Source organism: Tannerella sp., from assembly GCF_052170195.1.
Classification (GTDB): Bacteria; Bacteroidota; Bacteroidia; order Bacteroidales; family Tannerellaceae; genus Tannerella.
In genome coordinates, this window is record NZ_JBQNAZ010000003.1 from 41,835 (window position 1) to 60,280 (window position 18,446).

Below are 18,446 nucleotides of genomic sequence, written 5' to 3' on the forward strand. Positions count from 1 at the left end.
TCTCTTTGACGCATCCTCTATTTTAATGCGTGGCTCGGTATAGTATATTGTCCATAAAGTTGATGCCTGTATATCTCCCAAAGGCATAAAGTTAGAGGTCATCTCTCTGTCGCTAAGTGAAGTATTACGGGTTCTGTACAACTTTTAGAAACCCGACGGAAGTGAATGATTTTGAACTTCCACATCAAAATTCTCGCTAACCTCATCGAACATGCAAAACAGTTCGGTCATTTTATCTTTGACAATCCTATAAGCGGCCTCTTTAACTCATTCTTCCCTAAGAATAAAAAAACGCATGATTACCAACTTTTATCCCAAATTACGCGATACCCTGTTCGGCGTTTACCATTAATAATGGATGTGCGAATGTACGACAATGGTTACGTCAGGCTTACAGCCCTCCCAACGGGGATATTGCTTTTTCCCCAACGCTTCGCATTGGGCTGAATTATCTCGCCCTTTCAGGGCTGTTTTTCAATTGTTAATTGTCAATGGTTATTTGCCGGGTACATGATTCGGAGTGTACCGCGCATAACCATTAACCATTGTCCGAAAGGGCTGAAAGCCTGAATTATTTCAGCCCCATCCCGCAAGGGTGGGGTATCGACATCCGCACCTTGTTCGAAGGGCTGAAGGCCTGAATTAAATTCATTCTTATTTCTTCTATTGCGTAATCCGGGTTTATAAGAATTTTTATCCCGAACTCACATAAAAAATGTACCTTTGCGAAAAAATTCTAAGAGGGAATTCATGAGAAAGGCACGACAGAAATGAGATAATAGATAAATCAACACTTAAAAAAAGAAAACATGGAAACAGAAAAAAAAGATTATCCGGTGAACCTCTATGCGTATTATGAGGCAAACAGTGACATTGAAAAAAGAACAAACGGGACGAAAAAGATCGTCTACTATGTATTGGCAGCCATCTGTTTGTTGCTAATCATCTTCCCTTCCATTCTTCCGCTTTCCTCTTCCCTGATTCGTGTGATTGGTGTAATCGGGTTGCTATATTTTGGGTTTGCAGCTTATTTCGGAGGCGAAGCATACTACAACAAGCAGAGTGGTGGCAAGATTGTAAAAAGCGCTGTGAAGAAATTCGATTCTTCGGCTGTGAGCGAAGAAGCACTTTTGCAGATGTTCGAGGCCGGTGATTTCAAAGGTCTTGCTGATGCGGCGGAAGCGAACAATCAGCCCCTGCAACTCTATATTCATGAAGATGTGGCAGGAAAAGTCTTTTATTTGCAGCTGATGAAATATTTTTCTTCTTCCGATTTCAGAGGGATGAGTGAAGTTAAGGAAGTACGTGAGCCCGAATATTCCGAAGTGTATTCGACCATCAAAAGTATCCGAACCACAACCTCCTAAGTGACCTGATTCATTGTATATCGCCTGATGTTGTGATCTTAAGGATGGCATCGTAAATCATAAAAAAAGAGAAAGGAAAGGATAGCACTTTTCCTTTTTCTTTTTTTATTGCTGTCGGGTAAAAATAAATCAAATATGTTACTTCCTTTTATCCACCGTTATTACAGGTATTTTCTCCTTATAGCGGCTCGCTCTTCGATTTCAAACAGCAACTTCAAAGCCTAACTTCTTCAGTCCTTCGCGTATTTCGGGGGCGTTCATAAATAAACGCCAGAGCAGCCTCGTACGATGATTTTCGATCATCGGAGCAATGGTCAGCTGATCGATAGCCAAATAGCGTTTCGGATACCAGCCGTGACCGATGCTGAAGGCATCGTAAAAGCCATACACTCCCCAGATACTGTCTCCAAGAGTAAAATAGAAATGACGCAGAGCCTTCATCGATTCGTCGGGGGTATAGGGGAAGCTCGACAGCGCCGCCGTAGGGGTGATGACACCCGGATCGTTCTGCATCGGCCTGTGCGCCGTGTAGCCATTGACCGTGTAGCTGGCCGTCAGTCCCCAGCAGTTCTCGCCGTATCCTTTATGCCCTTGCGGGTTCTGCACGCAGTAGGCATAGTTGACCAGCGCCTGATTACGGTTTACCTCGCCATAATCGGCATATCGGTCTTTCAGCCCTGTCGGGTTCAAGCCGATGTAAGAATAATGTGCCCAGAAGAGAGGCCCTCCGTAGCCTTCGGCACCGTTATGTTTGACCCGCAACGGTAGCCCGTAAGCAACGGACTCGCTGCGAATACCTCCGCCGCGTGCCCATCCGTTGTGGTAAGCCGAAGCCGGAATGGGATGTGTGGGCGACGAAGCCGCAAGAATATATGTGATCAGGCATTCGTTATACCCTTCGAGCGGGAAGTTCATCTGCCATTCGTGTGTGGGACTCCAGTGCCAGTACAGCACATCCTTACCGTTCAGATACCAGTCCCACTCCATCGCATGCCAAAGTGTATCGATCTTCTGCGCCAATGCACGTTCCGACGCATTCCCTTCCTTGAAATATTCACGCACGCACAGGAGGCCCTGCATCAGAAAAGCGCTTTCGACAAGGTCGCCCCCGTCATCTTTCGAGCTGAACGGCTTTACTTTTCCGGTCTTTCCGTAGATCCAGTGCGGCCAGACACCGTGAAACCGGTCGGCACGCGCCAGATAATCGACGATACGGTGAAGCCGTCCGACACACGTATCGCGCGGGATAAATCCCCGCTCAACGGCGACTAACAGCCCTGCCAGGCCGAAGCCGCTACCGCCCGTAGTCACGACGTCGGCATCGTTTTGCGGATAAACGCCGTCTATATGGATGCGTTCGGGAGCCAAGCCCGATGTCGGCTCGGCTCCGTCCCACATATAATTCAAGTGCGTTCGCTGAATATAATCGAGGAACGCGTCGTCGTCGGCAAATGTCAGCAGACGTTGCTCGGCCGGGAGTGTCTCTTTCTCCGATTTTTTATCGCATCCGACTGTCAGGCAGAGGCACAGGAAAGCTGCGGCTATTGCTCTCATAAGCCTCCTCCGTCCGGTTTGCGCTGTCCGAACAGCCACGAGAGGTAATCGGGCTGGCTGAACGCCGGGTACCAACTGCCGTGATCAACGCCGGGAAACTCAATGTATTCCGCCTCGATGCCAGCCTTCTTTAACGCCAGATAAGCCTCGCGCGAAAACTCTACCGGCACGACCGAATCGGAATCTCCGTGGTAGATACGGAATTTTGTCGATGTCACAAGTTTCTCCAGTCGCCCGGTATGTATGCCTCCGCAGATGGGGATCGCGGCAGCAAAGAGATCAGGGTAACGGCAGACAAGATCGAACGTACCCATGCCGCCCATCGACAGCCCCATCACATACACGCGACGGGGATCGACAGGGTATTCGGCCATCGTCCGGTCAAGCAACTCCTTCACCAATGCGAGCGGTCGTGAGATTTCAGTGTCAATCGGAAAAGGATTGCCGTCTTTGAAACCGTCGGGACGTAGCGGCGTAGGCCAGTAGCGATCTTCCGGACATTGCGGGAACAATACGAAGGCGGGGTATTGTGTTCGGTTAACGGGATTGGTAAAAAGCATGCCTCCGTGAAACAGTTGTTTCTCATTGTCCGAGCCGCGTTCGCCCGCTCCATGCAGAAAGAGCACTAACGGATACGTTTTACCTTCGGCTACGTTTTCAGGTTTCAGACTGCGATAAAGCAGCGAGTCGCCGCTCTTCGATACATACACGTCGCTCTCATACTGAGGGAATTTCTTCTGAGCGGAAATCCACTGCATGCTGCAAACACAGCCTAACAGCAAGATGCAGATTCGTTGTTTCATAGTGTGCGTTATTTATTCATTAACTGTTTGATTTCGGAAGCACTCAATGCTTTGTTGTAGATACGCAGCTCGTCGATCAGGCTGTGATCGGAGAGGTGGTTCCACTCGTTGAAGCGCGGTGACCCCGAACCGATAGACATCAGATCGCAGCCGTCCCAGCTGATGCGGGTCAGGTTTGTGGCGGCCACCTCTTCACCGTCAAGGTAAAGGAAAGCCTTCCCTTCGGTCAGCACCAGCGCAACGTATTTCCATGCGTTCGTCTCCGGATCAAGGTCGGCCTTAGCGCCACCGTCTAACCAGCTATCGGCCGTTCCGTTGCCCACATTGGCCTTGATGCGCTGCTTCGCACCCGCTTTTTCGCGGAAGATACGGAAGCCGGCTTTGCGGTTATTTTGTTTGTCGGAAGGTTTACCTTCCGTCTTGGGAGCAAGCACGAGCAGACCGGCACGGTCGGGCACAGGATTGAGCTTGTACCAGAACGCAAACGTCATCGACGATCCTAACGGCGCGGCCAGATTGGCCACGTCAAACGTAAGATAGCTGTCTTTGGCCCCTGTATATGCTTTACCTTTTTTTCCGTCGGTCAGTGAGGGTGTTCCTGTCGGTAAAGCCTCAGAAAGACTTTGGTATTCTTCAAAATCCTTGTCGAACGACAGGTAGAAGATTTGTCCGTCGGCGCCGAGCGGCGGAGGTGTCGGCTGCTGCGGATAGTCGAACGGCGGGTCTTGCCCCAAGTCCTGAAAACATGACGTTAGCAACAAGCCGGCCAACGCGATTCCCATATACATTGTCTTTTTCATAAGGTCTTGTTTTAATCGGTTAGTAATTCGGATTCTGTTTGAGTACGCCATTCGACTTGTCGACTTCCGTCTGCGGCAAAGGCAGTAATGCGTGCTTGTCCTGATAATTCGTTTTGCCGGCCGCATGCAACACTTCGCGGGCGATGCCCCAGCGCACAAGGTCGTAGAAACGGTCGAACTCCATGCCCAGCTCCACCCGGCGTTCGTGACGGATGGCTTTGCGCATCTCGGCCGGATCGGTTGTCGTTACTTTCGGCAGAACAGCAGCATTGCTTCCCCGGGCACGAGCGCGTACCATTTCGAGGTATTCCATCGCTTCGCCTGTTTTGCCCGTCTCATTGGCCGCTTCGGCCGCCATAAGTACGACGTCGGCATAGCGAATCAGGCGGATGTTGTACCAATGGCCACTCTTTGTGTAAGTGGCACGCAGCGTCGGATCGGTGTATGCTTTCTTATTATAGTATTTATTGACGACGGAAGCATTGGCAACAGGCCGCTCGCCCCACGGTTTGTTTGGCTCAATCGTATTCGCGTCTTCGCCTGTCTTGACGAAGTAGAGCAACGTCTCGTCCTTGCGCGGATCGCCTTTTTCAAACGCATCAGCCAACAACTGAGTCGGCGTATGCCAACCCCAGCCGAGATTCCATTCGCCGGCGCCACGCACGCCCTGCACCTGTGCAAACTGGCTACCGATGTCGTTCGAACCCGGTTGTGATGGAGTCGCCGTACATTGCAGCTCAAAGACGGATTCGCTGCTGTTCTCACCCGATTCACGGAAGATCTTGTCGTATGGCGTATTCAGGTTATACAGGCCGGACTTGATTACTTCCGTGGATGCCGCATACATATTCGTCCAATCATTGCGTTGCATGTAGGTCCTTGCATGCAGTGACCGTGCGGCGCCCCAGGTCAGACGACCGGTGTATACGGCCGGCCACGTCTTGGGCAGATGCGCTTCGGCGGCGGTCAGGTCCGCGTCGATCAAAGTGTAGATATCTGCCGCGGGAGACTTCGGAATATTCGCTTCTTCGGCCTTGTTCACTTTGAAATCAATTTTGGGCACGTCGCCGAACGCACGCACCAGATTGAAGAAAGCGAAGGCACGGAAGAAATGCGCTTCCGACTTGTTGATGCGGTCACCATCCGACAGGGAACCTTTTTCCTTCTCGCTCTGCTCGATGTCGGCAATGACTTTATTGGCTAAGATAATCAGCTCGTAGTTCCCGGTCCAGTAGCCGGCAATCAGTCCGTTTGTTGCAATGTATTCAAAGTCGTCGAACATCTTGCCGTGTGCCGCGCCGTCGGAGGCCGTACTGCCTTTTTCGGCATCTTCGGAACGGAAGCAATGCACTGCCAGTGCCGTTGTTCCGCTTGTTACGCTAAACCCGCGCATCTTGGCGTACAAGGTAAAGACATCGGACTGAAATGATCCGCCACCGCTTTCATCACCCTGTATCCACTCTCCCTGCGGACGCTGATCTAACAGGTCGGTGCATCCGCCCGTCAGCATCGCAAGGCCTGTTGCGAGTATTCCTATGATATTTCTGATAGAATGATTCATAATCGATGTATTTAGAAAGTTAAGTTAAATCCGAAAGTATAAATCACCGGCATGGGATACGTTCCTCTGTCGATACCCGATTCCAAGGCCGAGCCTTTCATCTCGGGCGTGTATCCCGTGTTACGCCGCCATGTTTTCAGGTTCTGAATATTCGCGTACAGTCGCAGCGACTTCAGATGCAGCTTGCTCAACAGTGCCGGATGGAGTTTGTATCCGAACTGAACGTTACGTATGCGGAAGAAACTGCCGTCTTCGATAAAATAGTTTGAATTTAGCAGATTCAATGCCCGCGACGGGTTCAGAATCGGCTCCCAGTTGGACGTACCTTCACCGTGCCAGCGGTTCATCCGCGAGGTAAGGTAGTTTAACTGAGCATACGTCGGGTCATCCCAGGTCCGGTAGATTTCGTTGCCATAGACTCCCATCATGTCGACACCCAGATCGAAGTTTCGATATTCGAGGTTGACGTTGAAACCGTAGGTAAGGTCGGGTGTCGGATTACCGATCATCGTACGGTCGTCCTGCGTGATCACGCCATCGCCGTTCACATCCTTAAACTTCAGGTCGCCGGGTGCCGGACTGCCGACTTTATTCGGGTAGTAACGCTTCACGTCTTCTTTGTTCTGGTACACGCCGATAACCTGATAACCGTAGAAGTGTGCCACAGGATACCCTTCCATAGAACGCGAGATGCCTTTCGGTCCTTCAAAGATGGCATCCTCGGGGCCACGTCCGAGCGAAAGCACCTGATTGTCGATTGTCGTCAGGTTACCTGATACGGTGTATTTCAGCCCACTTTCCCCGATCTTATCCGACCACGAAGCCGAAAGCTCCACGCCCCGGTTACGGATCTCTCCGAGATTTTCGAGCGAATTTTTCGCCCCCGAGAAACCCGACAACAAAACAATGATATCTTTCGTTACCTTGTTATAATACACCGGCTCAATACGAAGCCGATTCCCGAAGAAAGCAATCTCGAGACCGGCCTCCCATGCGTGCGTTTTCTCCCACGACAGATTACGGGGCAGATACTTCAACGAGTAGCCCGCGATGATGTTGTCGCCGAAAACAGCGCTGCCCGAGTTCTCCAGTCGAGGATACGTAGGATAATGGAAACCTCCGGTATTCTGGCTTCCCAACACTCCCCACGAGCCTTTCAGCTTCAGGTAATCGATCATCGACTGATTTTTCATGAACGCCTCTTCCGAAACGACCCAGCCTGCACCGAGCGAATAGAAGTTCTCCCACGTGTTGCCTACCGAACGGAACACCGAAGCGCCGTCGCGACGGTACGACACGTTGAGCAAATACCTATTCTGATAGCTGTATAACGCCCGAAGCAGGTACGACATGGTGAAACGGCGGTGTTGTGCACCTCCGTTCGACGAAGCTTTCGCATCGATCGAGGAAATCCACCATTTATCCTTGTCATTATCGGGAATCGAAAAGATGATATCGTTAAGATGTTGTTCTCTTGCGCCTTCCAGTAGCGAATATTCGGTATAATTTGTGGTTAATCCGGCCATCGCCGTCAAGCTGTGTCCGCCCGACGACAAGTCGTAAGTCAGAATATAGTCGCTCTGTGCGACGGTACGTGTCGATTTATTTTGCGATACCGATTCGCGGTCGGTCAGATTCTCTTTGCCTGCAACATCGGGATTGTACACATAAATAATCGGACTGAATCTCCGCACTTCCCCTACGGCATAATCCAACGAGAAGGTAGTTTTAAATTTCAGATTTTTCAGAAGATCCACCTCGCCGTAGATATTTCCGGCCACCCGGTTGTTTACGCCGACCGCATGTCCGGCTCGCGTTTCCACGTCGATCATCGGGTTCCACACCTGTGCCCGCTGAAAATCAGGGAGCGTATGCAGCAGGCCGGTTTTCTCATGATAGACCGGAGCAATCGGTGCGGCCCGGATGGCTCCCGATACGCCTTTGGCATCGGACGGCCATGTACGCGAACCGTTTACCTGAAATCCGAAGCGCAAAAAATCAGTCACCTGATAATCGCTGTTCAGGTTAGCCGTTACCTTCGAGTACTTTTCATGCAGAATATTGCCTTCCTCCGATGTGTAGCCGAGACCTAAGTAGAAACGGTTCTTCTCGCTGGCGCCCGTGATGCTCACATTGTGGTTCGTCATAAAACCCTGCCGGAAGATCACATCCTGCCAGTCGGTATCGGCATTCCATTTCGCATAGTCGTATGCGCCCAGTCCCTGATTGACTCGCTGTTCATCATATAGTTCGCGGAACTGAGCGGCATTGGTCATCGACATCCGGTCGGCGACGTTTCTGAATCCGAACGATGAGTTGATGTTCACAACCGTCTGCCCGGATTTGGCGCGTTTCGTATTCACGATAATCACCCCGTTGGCGCCGCGAACACCAAAAATCGCGAGTGATGAAGGGTCTTTCAATACTTCCATCGACTCGATATCGGCAGGGTTCAAATAGTTGATGTTGTCAGAAAACAGTCCATCCACAACATACAACGGCGCATATCCGTTGATCGAGTTTGTACCGCGGATACGAATTTCCGGATCCTGTCCGGCCTGTCCGGCATTGACCACCTGCACTCCCGCAAGTTTCCCCTGTATGGAAGCCAATGGGTTCGTCGACGGACGATCGGCAAACTCGGCGGCTTTGATACTGACGATCGACCCGGTAAGGTCACGCTTCTTGGCGCTTCCGTAACCGATAACCACAACTTCGTCCAATACCTGCTGATCTTCCGACATCTTCACATCGATACGTGAGTGTCCGTTGACGGCCTGCTCCACCGTCGTCATACCGATATAACTGAAGACCAACGTTGCCTGAGCCGGAACGTCGGATAACGTGTACGAACCGTCGATCCCGGTCACGGTCCCGGCCGTCGTACCTTTTACCAGAATACTGACACCAATGGCGGGCTCGCCGGTGGCTTGCTCCGTTACCACACCCGAGACGGTTATGTGTTGCTGGGCAAAAAGCCATAACGGTATCAGCAGAAAACTAAAAATAAGTAGCGATTTACATTTCATGGGTATTCTTTTTTAATGTTACTGCAAAAATCGGATTTTTTCACAAAAAAACCGATAATCCTCCTACTACCCAAAAAACGACCTGCTGCAACGTTACGCCATGCTATAAAACATATCCCATAACCCTACGGCTTCATTACGGCAAAGGTTGCTATAGTCTTTTATTCCAGTTCAATTAATCGTTCCATACAAAGTGTTAGCTGGTGGAACTCCACATTCCCTTCATGACTTTTTCTTCCTCTCGGATACGTATGGCGAGGAAACAGCTGTAAACCGGAAGTCCGATCATAAATACCATCGTAGAGTGCAGAAAAATATATGCATGACTATACAAGAAACGACACGTTTTATCGTTTGAATAAAAAACAAAAAATCTGATGAGATTCTTTACCCTCTTATTGATGTGTCCGTTGATCGTTGCTTGCTCCGGGAAAAAGAATGATACGAAGCAACCGATCCCCGAAGAAAGTCTTTATTTGTTCGTCGGGACGTATACCTCCCCCGGAGAAAGTAGAGGAATTTATGTGTATCGTTTCGATGAGGCTACCGGAACAGCCGACTCTGTTACCATGACAGAAGTCTCGAATCCCTCGTTTCTGACTCTGAACGCAGACCTGACACGAATCTATGCCGTAAGTGAGAACGGCATTGACGACAGCTACGTACACGCTTTTTCTTTCGACTCCACAGAAGGCAGGCTTACGCTTCTCAACTCGCAGAAAACAGGCGGAAGCTCACCTTGCTATATCGAGCTCGATCCGATGGGACAGCGGGTCGTAACCGCTAATTACGGCGGAGGAAGTATTTCCGTCTTTCCCACTCATATGGACGGAAGCTTGCAACCTCTCACACAACTGCTTTCTTTCAAGGGCGAAGGACTCGATCCGGAGCGTCAGAAACAGCCCCACCTGCATTCGGTACGTTTTTCGCCCGACGGCCGTTATTTGTTTGCGTCGGACTTGGGTACGGATCATCTTTATCGATACGAGATAACTCCCGACTCGATACCGTTCGATAAAAACTCGGTAAAAGTAATCCAAACCCCTCCCGGGACTGGTCCGCGCCACTTCGATTTCCATCCCAATGGGCAATATCTGTATCTACTTGGAGAATTGTCGGGACAGGTGGTCGTATATCATGATCATAACGGAGCTATGGAAGTGAAGCAAGGGATCGTAGCCGACAGTATTGGAGCACGTGGGAGCGCTCACATCAAAATATCGCCCGATGGACAGTACCTCTATGCTTCGAACCGATTAGAGGGAGACGGTATCGCCATCTTTGCCGTTTCTTCGACAGATGGAACGCTTACGAAGGCAGGTTACCAGCCTACCGGAAAGCATCCGCGCCATTTCGCGCTTACTCCGGACGGACGGTATCTGCTCGTAGCCTGTCGTGATGAACACAAGATACAAGTTTTCCGACGTAATCCGGAAAATGGCCTGTTAACCGATACACGGCAAGATATTCTCGTGCATCGGCCGGTGTGTCTCCGATTCGGAGCAAGATAGCTTGCGCTGGGGCCATTCCGTATTCTAAAAAAGAGCCTGTAGAAAGCGAACAGATCGCCTTCTACAAGCTCTTTTTACTTCCGCTCCTTGATCCACGAGACGATGATTTCGAGTGCCGGAGGGGCAAACGTTTGTTCGATTGTAGCATATTCGTTGAGGGCTCCCGTCGTACACTCTTGGAAAAGATGATTCAACCCCGGGAGTTCGCGGACGGTGACATCGGTATTTCCTCCCTCCTCCAACGCTTTCCGGATAGCCGATAAATTGGATTGCGCGGCAACTTGCGTATCTTTCGTGCCATTGAGTGCCAGCACGGGACAGGTTACTTTTCGGAGCGTTGGGGCAGGATCATAGCGCAGAACGTATTGCATCCACGGAGAGAGCATCTGTTTTACTTGGGATTGGATATACACATCCTGCTCTTCCGGGGAAGAGCTCGGCAGAACGGCTTGTACGGATTGCCTTATACAGGCAGTCAGACTGTCTAACAGATGCTCCCGATCGCTGCATGTAAGAATCAAGTCACATACCTTTGCCATAAGGTCATTGCCTATCTTACGTGCACTGTCCGGTACACCCGATGCTTTAGCCATATCTTCGACCTGTGTTTTCACTAATTCATGGCCGGGCACACCTACCCCGGCAAGCATCACGATAAACGACACGCGTTTGTTCCTCGCTGCTACCATCGGAGCGATGACGCCTCCTTCGCTGTGGCCGATCAGCCCTATCCGGAGAGAATCTACCTCATGGCGAGTCCTCAAGTATTCGACGGCCGCTTCGGCATCGTTGGAAAAATCAGACGAGGTAGCCGTAGAGAAACGGCCGCCGGACTGTGCCGTGCCGCGGTCGTCATACCGCAGCACGCCGATACCGTTTCGGGTCAGGTAATCGGCTATCACCAGAAAGGGTTTATGTCCCATCAACTCTTCGTCACGGTTCTGGGGGCCGCTGCCCGAGATCAGGACGACAACGGGATACTTCCCTTCCTTCGCAGGAAGCGTTAACGTACCGGCCAGCGTGATGTTATCGGTCGGGTTAACGAACGTGACCTCTTCGGTATGATACGGAAATGGTGGACGAGGCTCTTGCGGGCGCTTGGACACAACTCCCGACGTATCGTTACGAACCATATCAAGCGGCATCTTCATCCCCACCTGCGAGAAGGTGCCTTTCAGCGTATCGTTTGCCAATACGGCATCATAAGAAGCTCCCAGGCTTCGCATAACGATGCGCAACGCAGGAGGGTTGAATGTGACCGTGTCGCACGGAATGCCTTTCGCGCCTTGATCGGGACTGTCGAGCGTAGCAGAAAGTCCCTGCTCGCTTTGCTGAATGTGAAACACGAGGCGCAGTTTGATACCGCTCACGGACATACTTCCGCTCCATGGTCCGGTAATCTCCTGTGCTGAGAGCGTGCCCGTCAAGAGCATCGCTACAAGACATAACATCATTTTTTTCATAGCAAAAAGTGTATTCATATTTTGGATATCATTTCGGAAATAATCAGTCCGACCATAAAGCCGGCAACCCGTTCTTCGTCCCGTCTTGCGCCGAAGACTTTCACGATATTCAGTAATGCAACATCGCGCGGTAAGGCTTTTACGTTGAGAGGCGTCCGGAAGCCCGGACAGAAAACAGGCAACATGATTTGTTCTTCTTTTCGATTCGCTTTGCAAAAATAATGCTGTTTTTGAATAAAATGCCTGAATTATCGGGTAATATTTATTCTTCAATCCATCTTCTTGTTTGAAAAAGGTTCTCTGAAATAATCTTTTGTCATCCAACTCATCCATTGACGATAGGGGTTCTACATTTTATCTGTGTCATAAGCTCCGGACTTTATCCCATGTGATATTTTGTCGACTTGAACAAAGAAATGCCTGACAGCCTGTTATACACAACCTGCCAACAAGGCTTTTCAGCCGAAAGACAGCAGAGATTCAGACGACTCCCTGTACTTTATATACCAGCTCCATCCATACCCAATAGCGGGTGGCTTTGCCGAGCAGCATCCAGAAAGCGACCCACCATACGTTGGCACGTAGAAAACCCAGTGCCACGGCAATAAAATCGCCGATACCGGGTACGAAGACGAAAAAAGCCGTCCATGAGCCTCTCCCGCTGATCCAATGCTGCACTTTAAGCAGCTTGTCGATGTTGAGCCGGAGGTATCTCTTGATCCATTCAACTTTCCCGACTTTCCCGATCCAATAACATGTCATTCCGCCCAGAAAATTACCTGTTGTCGCCGCAATCATACAGGGCAGATACGATGCGCCGCCCAGCAGTGCTCCCGTGAGCACGACCTCGGAACTGAAAGGAAGGACAGTGGCAGCCAGAAAAGAGGCAATGAAAACACCGATGTATCCGTAATCGATCAGAAAGTCCATAAACGAACGAGCAGCAAGAGTACGAGGAAGATGACAATCAGGATGTAGAACAAGTATGTCAACAGGTTGCGTCGGTCGGAGAAGAAATAGGCTATCAGCATGGATGAGGGCACATAGAAGAGGCATAAAAAATCGACCGAATAGTGTTCGTACAGGCCGAGCGGTATTAATGAATAGAATGCAAAGACCAGCAGAAAGGAAAGAAATTGCCGCGTACGTATGGTATGCACGAATTCGTGCAGTAAGATATAGATATACGTAATAATCGTCAGGCAAACGACACATATCGAACTGAGCCATTCGATTCGCAGAGGGTTACTCAGAAAGAACGGATGGATGGTCGTCAATTGCTCCTTCAGTACAATGAAGATGGTGTAATCATGCTTCCAGATACACCAGACAAATGCGAAACCGAATGTGGTAAGGATACCCAGCACGGAAGTGAGCAGGTTTTGAGGTGTCAGTGAATGCAGACGGTACATCCCGAACCAAAAAAGCGGCACCATCCAGAGCAGATGCGGCCAGATCAGACTGCCCAGACTCAGGAACACGGACAAGTTGAAAGCGCGTCCTGTCTGTTCGGGTTTTTGGTATGAACTGAACAGTTCGGCCAACGCTCCGAGCAGGAAGAAAAGAGCAAGAGAGGCCGGACGAAGGGGGAAAATATCCGGATTGGTGCTGACAAAGAGCAGGAAAAAGAGAAAAGGCAACAGCGTCTTTCCTCGGACGATGACGAACGAAAAATTGATTCGCTGTATAATAAAAGCAAGTAAACAGATCAGCAAGCATCCGATCAGGTAGGTAAAACGTTTGTCGGGCAATATGGCACAGACCGCTTCCCACACCGGCGAGGCGCCCGTATCACAAACGACCGGATAGCCCGCCGAGTATTGATATCCTACCGTCCAACATACCAGACAGACCAGTACGGTAAGGATGAGGTTGGGCAGGCTTGACAGATTGATCCGTTTTCTGCGCCGAAACACTTCGGATTCTCGTCCCATATCCGGTGATGTTTACAGATCGAAGCCGATATCGCGGCGGTAATACTTCCTTTCGAAATCAATGGCCTCCGCTCCGGCGTATGATTTCTTCAAGGCCTCTTCTTTCGTGATCCCGTATGAGCTGATGGCAACGACACGTCCGCCCGATGTAACAATGGATCCGTCTTTCCGGGTCGTTCCGGCATGAAACACGATACGGTCGGGTGTACGGATTGTATCAAGTCCGGTGATGATTTTACCTTTTTCATAATCTTCGGGATATCCGCCGCTGACAAGCATCACGGTAACAGCTGCACGCTCATCTTCGATCAGTTCGCATGTGGACAGGGTACCTTGGGCTACTCCTTCGAGCAGTTCGACAAGGTCGTTCTTGATACGCAGCATCACCACTTCCGTTTCGGGATCGCCCATACGACAGTTGTATTCGATCACCATCGGCTCACCTTTGACCTTAATCAGTCCGAGGAAGATAAACCCTTTGTAGTCGATGCTTTCAGCGCGCAGCCCATCGACTGTAGGGCGGATGATACGCTCCTCTACCTTTTGCATAAAAGCAGCGTCGGCGAACGGGACAGGTGATACGGCCCCCATACCGCCGGTGTTCAAGCCGGTATTTCCTTCGCCGATCCGTTTGTAATCTTTCGCCACGGGAAGGATTTTGTAATCGTTGCCATCGGTCAGGACAAACACCGAGCATTCGATACCGTCGAGAAACTCCTCGATAACGACCGTGCGGCTCGCCTCGCCGAACATACCCTGCAACATCTGGCGCAATTCTTTCCGTGCGTCGTCGAGCGAATCGATGATCAGCACACCCTTACCGGCCGCCAGCCCGTCGGCTTTCAGCACGTAAGGAGGAGATAAGGTTTCGAGAAAGGCCTCGCCGGCTACCAGCTCGTCGGCGGTAAAGCTGCGGTAGCGTGCGGTAGGAATGCCATGCCGCATCATAAAGGCCTTGGCGAAGTCTTTACTCCCTTCCAGTTGTGCTCCTTCACGACTCGGGCCAATGACCGGGATGGGAGCCAGTTCATCATCATCGCGGAAATAGTCATAGATTCCTGCCACCAGCGGATCCTCCGGCCCCACAACGACCATATCGACGTGATTCGCCAACACAAACGTTTTGATGCCTGCAAAATCATTCGCACGCAACTCCACGTTCGTTCCGACAGAAGCAGTCCCTGCGTTGCCGGGGGCAATATAAAGTTGTCTGACTTTCGGGCTTTGAGCCATTTTCCATGCCAGTGCATGCTCGCGTCCTCCCGAACCTAAAAGCAATATATTCATCGTTCTTCTTGTTTATTCGTCTATCTATTCTCTCTTGCCCCAATGTCCCTTCTTCTTGCACAAAGCCATCGGAAGGCTGTCAACGGGCTGATTTTCGCAGTGGCATCTTGCATACCGCCAATATTTCCCGCAAAGATATGGAATTATTGTTGTCTTGTAAAAGTATTTATCGGATCAAAAATAAACGGAGGCGGCAAAATGAAAGCCCCTTTTTCGGCAAGGAAGGGGCTTTGTGATAAAAATGAAGGCGGAGATCGTTGCGCACATCTTCATAATGGAGGCCACATCATTCCGTCAGGGGCAGAGGCATCGTTCCTTCCTTTAAGATATCGACGAGAATCGGTTGGGCCCCGCTCACGAAGCATTCGACGGCAATCACCATCAGAATCAATCCCATCAGACGCATCATGACGTTGTTTCCTGTTTCTCCGAGCACTTTAACAAGACGGGTCGAGGCGCTGAGCATGAAAAAAGCGAAGAGATAGATGAGCGCCACGATGCCGATTAACACGCCTTTCATCTCGATGGTATGCGCGTCCTGCATCAGAACGATGGCATTGGCGATCGCTCCCGGCCCGCAGAGCATCGGGATACCGAGCGGCGTAATGGAAATGTCGTTGGCGTATGTTTTGATCTCCTCATCTTTCAGCCGAAGCGAAGTATAACGCGCCTGCAACATATCGAATCCGATTTTGAAGATAATCACTCCTCCGGCGATGCGAAAGCCATTCGTCGAAATTCCGAAAAATTTGAATAAAAACTGCCCGGAAAAGATGAAAACCATCAAGGTGAGAAAGGCGACGATGGTAGCGCGGCGTACAATGGCACGGCGTTCCTTCTCGGTCATACCGTTTGTCATGGTCAAAAAAACAGGCATCGTTCCTAACGGGTTCGTCAGTGTAAAGAAAGATGTAAAACACAGTAAGGCAAAAGGCAAAAGTCCTGAGTCCATTTTTATAAATTATATTGATACGGCTGAAAAATTAATTCCTCTGTTCTCACGTTGTTATTCTGTAATCAGAGAGAAGTCGCCGATTCTTACGGGCGGATTCAGGACGATACTCTTTGCCGCAAGGCGAAGCGTTTTTCCTTCGACCGGTTGGGCAAACCGTACTTCCTGCATGACGGGATTGTTGCGGATATTGGAGAACTCGCCTTTCGCCACCTCTTTCCCATCGACAAAAACCTGATACGAGGAAATATGCCCATCGGCATAGCGCTGTTGATTCGGGAGATAGCGGAATCCTGCGATCGTTGCTTTCTCTTTCAGAACGATGGTGAGCGAGTTTTCGCCCTTGGGCAACGTATACAGCGAATTTCCATCGCCATCGAAAAGAGCCGTCATCTTTTCGTCCGCCATCTCATACGACGAGGCCGGAATATCCAGCTCGGCCGTAGTAACCGGGCTCCACTTATCAAATGTCGCATCATAGCAGGCGGCTTTGATACGGCCTTTTTGCGCAAATGAGAATGGGTGATCGTAACGTGTCGACTCGAGGGAAGGCTGTGAGTTGTCCGTTGTGTAATAAACAACCGAGTTTTTATCGCCCGGCAGAATCTTTACTTCATCTTTCTCGTTACGAACGATACGAGGTTCGACCATCAGCGCAGGCGCCAGAAATGCTTCCACATTGTTGATACAAAGCGAACCACGGGTATCGAGAAAACGTATCCGGAACTGTTTTGCAGTGACGGTCTGGAAACGGACAATACGCTTATAACCGACCGTTGTCGTAGAATCATAAGCCTCGACAGGTGTCCACTGACCTTCGTGCTCGGCTTCGATGACGAATGAACGGACCCGCTGGCCCAGCGGAATATATTCCTGAATCAGGAAGCGATTCAGAGCCGTCGGCTCCGAGAAAGAGAATGTCAGATCGCCGCTTACTTCTCCGTCTGCCGTAGCCCAGTAAGTATCCCAATCTCCGTCAAGCACCTGTTTGGCGGTGTACTTGCTTCCCCGTACGGTTGATGCTTTAACCGTAGCCAGGGTAAGCAGATTTTCTTTTAAATCGTTGCGAATTGTTTCGGCCCATTCCATCACTCGTGCCGAGTCGAAAGGATGAATCGTTCCGCGCAGAGAGATGGGGAAATTCAGAATCAGATTCGCATTATGTCCCACGCTGCGATAGTAATAATCGACCATCTGCGAGAGTGTGCGTACCTGATGATCTTCGCTGGCATGATAGAACCATCCCGGACGAATCGACACATCGACTTCGCCGCCGAGCCATTTCGATCCGTGCTCATCGCCCCACTGGCTCTGTTTGTAATGATAGTTGTGCTCCGGCTCTGTTCCGAAGATGCTCCATTGCGTGTCGCCGGCCCATCCGCTTTCGTTACCGATCCAGCGAATGTCGGGTACCGTACCTCCGAAAATCATCGCATCGGGATGTTTTTCTTTGATGATTTCGCGTGCCTTCTCGTAGTTATAGTAAGTGGAGGCATTGATCGAGCGTTTTTCGTTAGCGCCGCCATACCAGCCGTCACCACCGTTTGCCCCGTCGAACCAAAATTCAAAAAGCGGACCATAGTTTGACGACAATTCACGTATCTGGTTATGGTACGTCTCTACGTATCCGGGACGGCCGTATTCGGCATGATTCCGATCCCACGGCGAGAGATAGACGCCAAACTTCAAGTCGTATTTCTTACATGCTTCGGAAAGATCACGCACCACATCGCCCTTGCCGTCTTTCCATGGCGAATTTTTTACGCTGTATTCCGTTGTTTCCGTCGGCCAGAGACAAAAACCGTCATGGTGCTTTGTCGTAATAACAATTCCTCTGAATCCGGCGGCCTTGATGATGCGTGCCCACTGGTCGCAATCGAGATTCTCAGGGTTGAATGTCGATGCGGGTGTATCGCCATAACCCCATTCCAGGTCGTTGAATGTGTTTAACCCGAAATGTACGAAAGCGTATATTTCCGTTTTATGCCAGGCAACCTGTTCAGGCGTAGGAACCGGCAGAATCGGTGCCGGAGCTTCGGAAACTCCGCTGCCGCATGCTCCGAGAGAGGCTGTTATACAGCCGACAACAAAAAAATGTTTTATATTCATTACTAAGATTGTTTATCATGATGAATGACCATACAAAGATATAGCTTTTTTTGAGACAGATGCTTCTTTTAACGAT

14 protein-coding genes are annotated in these 18,446 nt (G+C 50.3%); 2 read left to right on the forward strand and 12 right to left on the reverse strand.

All coding sequences use genetic code 11. The features are described 5' to 3' along the window. Positions 1-809 precede the first annotated feature (809 nt). Positions 810-1,367 carry a hypothetical protein gene (locus ACTTKA_RS01480; protein WP_442723698.1) on the forward strand — a complete coding sequence of 186 codons (558 nt, stop codon included), beginning with the start codon at positions 810-812 and terminating at the stop codon, positions 1,365-1,367. A 201-nt stretch (positions 1,368-1,568) separates the two neighbouring features. Here the strand turns inward: ACTTKA_RS01480 and ACTTKA_RS01485 are convergent, their stop codons facing one another. The 5 genes from ACTTKA_RS01485 to ACTTKA_RS01505 are packed head-to-tail and all read right to left on the reverse strand — an operon-like array spanning position 1,569 to position 9,114. Then, the gene (locus tag ACTTKA_RS01485) at positions 1,569-2,921 is read right to left on the reverse strand and encodes a glucoamylase family protein (protein WP_442723699.1); all 1,353 of its coding nucleotides are present in this window, start codon (positions 2,919-2,921) and stop codon (positions 1,569-1,571) included. After that, the gene (locus ACTTKA_RS01490; protein ID WP_442723700.1) at positions 2,918-3,724 is read right to left on the reverse strand and encodes an alpha/beta hydrolase-fold protein; all 807 of its coding nucleotides are present in this window, start codon (positions 3,722-3,724) and stop codon (positions 2,918-2,920) included. Before ACTTKA_RS01490 ends, ACTTKA_RS01485 begins: the two co-directional genes overlap by 4 nt. An 8-nt stretch (positions 3,725-3,732) precedes the next feature. Then, entirely contained in the window at positions 3,733-4,524 is a 792-nt protein-coding gene (locus tag ACTTKA_RS01495; RefSeq protein WP_442713052.1) for a LamG domain-containing protein, read from the reverse strand. A gap of 19 nt (positions 4,525-4,543) precedes the next feature. Then, a complete protein-coding gene (locus ACTTKA_RS01500) occupies positions 4,544-6,085 on the reverse strand; it encodes a RagB/SusD family nutrient uptake outer membrane protein (protein ID WP_442723701.1) in 1,542 nt (513 codons plus the stop codon). A gap of 11 nt (positions 6,086-6,096) precedes the next feature. Further along, positions 6,097-9,114, reverse strand: a complete 3,018-nt coding sequence (locus ACTTKA_RS01505; RefSeq protein WP_442723702.1) for a SusC/RagA family TonB-linked outer membrane protein — start codon at positions 9,112-9,114, stop codon at positions 6,097-6,099. Between the two features lie 377 nt (positions 9,115-9,491). Here ACTTKA_RS01505 and ACTTKA_RS01510 point away from each other — a divergent pair, with 377 nt between their 5' ends. Next, positions 9,492-10,625 carry a lactonase family protein gene (locus ACTTKA_RS01510; RefSeq protein ID WP_442723703.1) on the forward strand — a complete coding sequence of 378 codons (1,134 nt, stop codon included), beginning with the start codon at positions 9,492-9,494 and terminating at the stop codon, positions 10,623-10,625. A gap of 74 nt (positions 10,626-10,699) precedes the next feature. On the opposite strand, the gene ACTTKA_RS01515 is transcribed toward ACTTKA_RS01510, so the two are convergent. The 7 genes from ACTTKA_RS01515 to ACTTKA_RS01545 form a co-directional block, all read right to left on the reverse strand. Continuing rightward, positions 10,700-12,088 carry an alpha/beta hydrolase family protein gene (locus ACTTKA_RS01515; protein ID WP_442723704.1) on the reverse strand — a complete coding sequence of 463 codons (1,389 nt, stop codon included), beginning with the start codon at positions 12,086-12,088 and terminating at the stop codon, positions 10,700-10,702. A gap of 14 nt (positions 12,089-12,102) precedes the next feature. Further along, positions 12,103-12,273, reverse strand: coding sequence for a hypothetical protein (locus tag ACTTKA_RS01520; RefSeq protein WP_442723705.1), 171 nt, complete (start codon positions 12,271-12,273; stop codon positions 12,103-12,105). 295 nt (positions 12,274-12,568) lie between these two features. Next, positions 12,569-13,018 carry a YqaA family protein gene (locus ACTTKA_RS01525; protein ID WP_315303053.1) on the reverse strand — a complete coding sequence of 150 codons (450 nt, stop codon included), beginning with the start codon at positions 13,016-13,018 and terminating at the stop codon, positions 12,569-12,571. Further along, on the reverse strand, positions 13,006-14,022 hold the full coding sequence (locus ACTTKA_RS01530) for a hypothetical protein (RefSeq protein ID WP_442713058.1): 1,017 nt from the start codon (positions 14,020-14,022) through the stop codon (positions 13,006-13,008). The genes ACTTKA_RS01525 and ACTTKA_RS01530 overlap by 13 nt, the downstream gene beginning before the upstream one ends. Positions 14,023-14,034: 12 nt before the next feature. Continuing rightward, complete coding sequence (gene purD / locus ACTTKA_RS01535) at positions 14,035-15,309, reverse strand: phosphoribosylamine--glycine ligase (RefSeq protein ID WP_442723706.1); 1,275 nt, start codon at positions 15,307-15,309, stop codon at positions 14,035-14,037. A 286-nt stretch (positions 15,310-15,595) separates the two neighbouring features. Next, positions 15,596-16,261, reverse strand: coding sequence for a MarC family protein (locus ACTTKA_RS01540; protein WP_442723707.1), 666 nt, complete (start codon positions 16,259-16,261; stop codon positions 15,596-15,598). A 54-nt stretch (positions 16,262-16,315) separates the two neighbouring features. Beyond that, positions 16,316-18,370, reverse strand: coding sequence for an alpha-L-fucosidase (locus tag ACTTKA_RS01545; RefSeq protein ID WP_442723708.1), 2,055 nt, complete (start codon positions 18,368-18,370; stop codon positions 16,316-16,318). Positions 18,371-18,446: the final 76 nt, after the last annotated feature.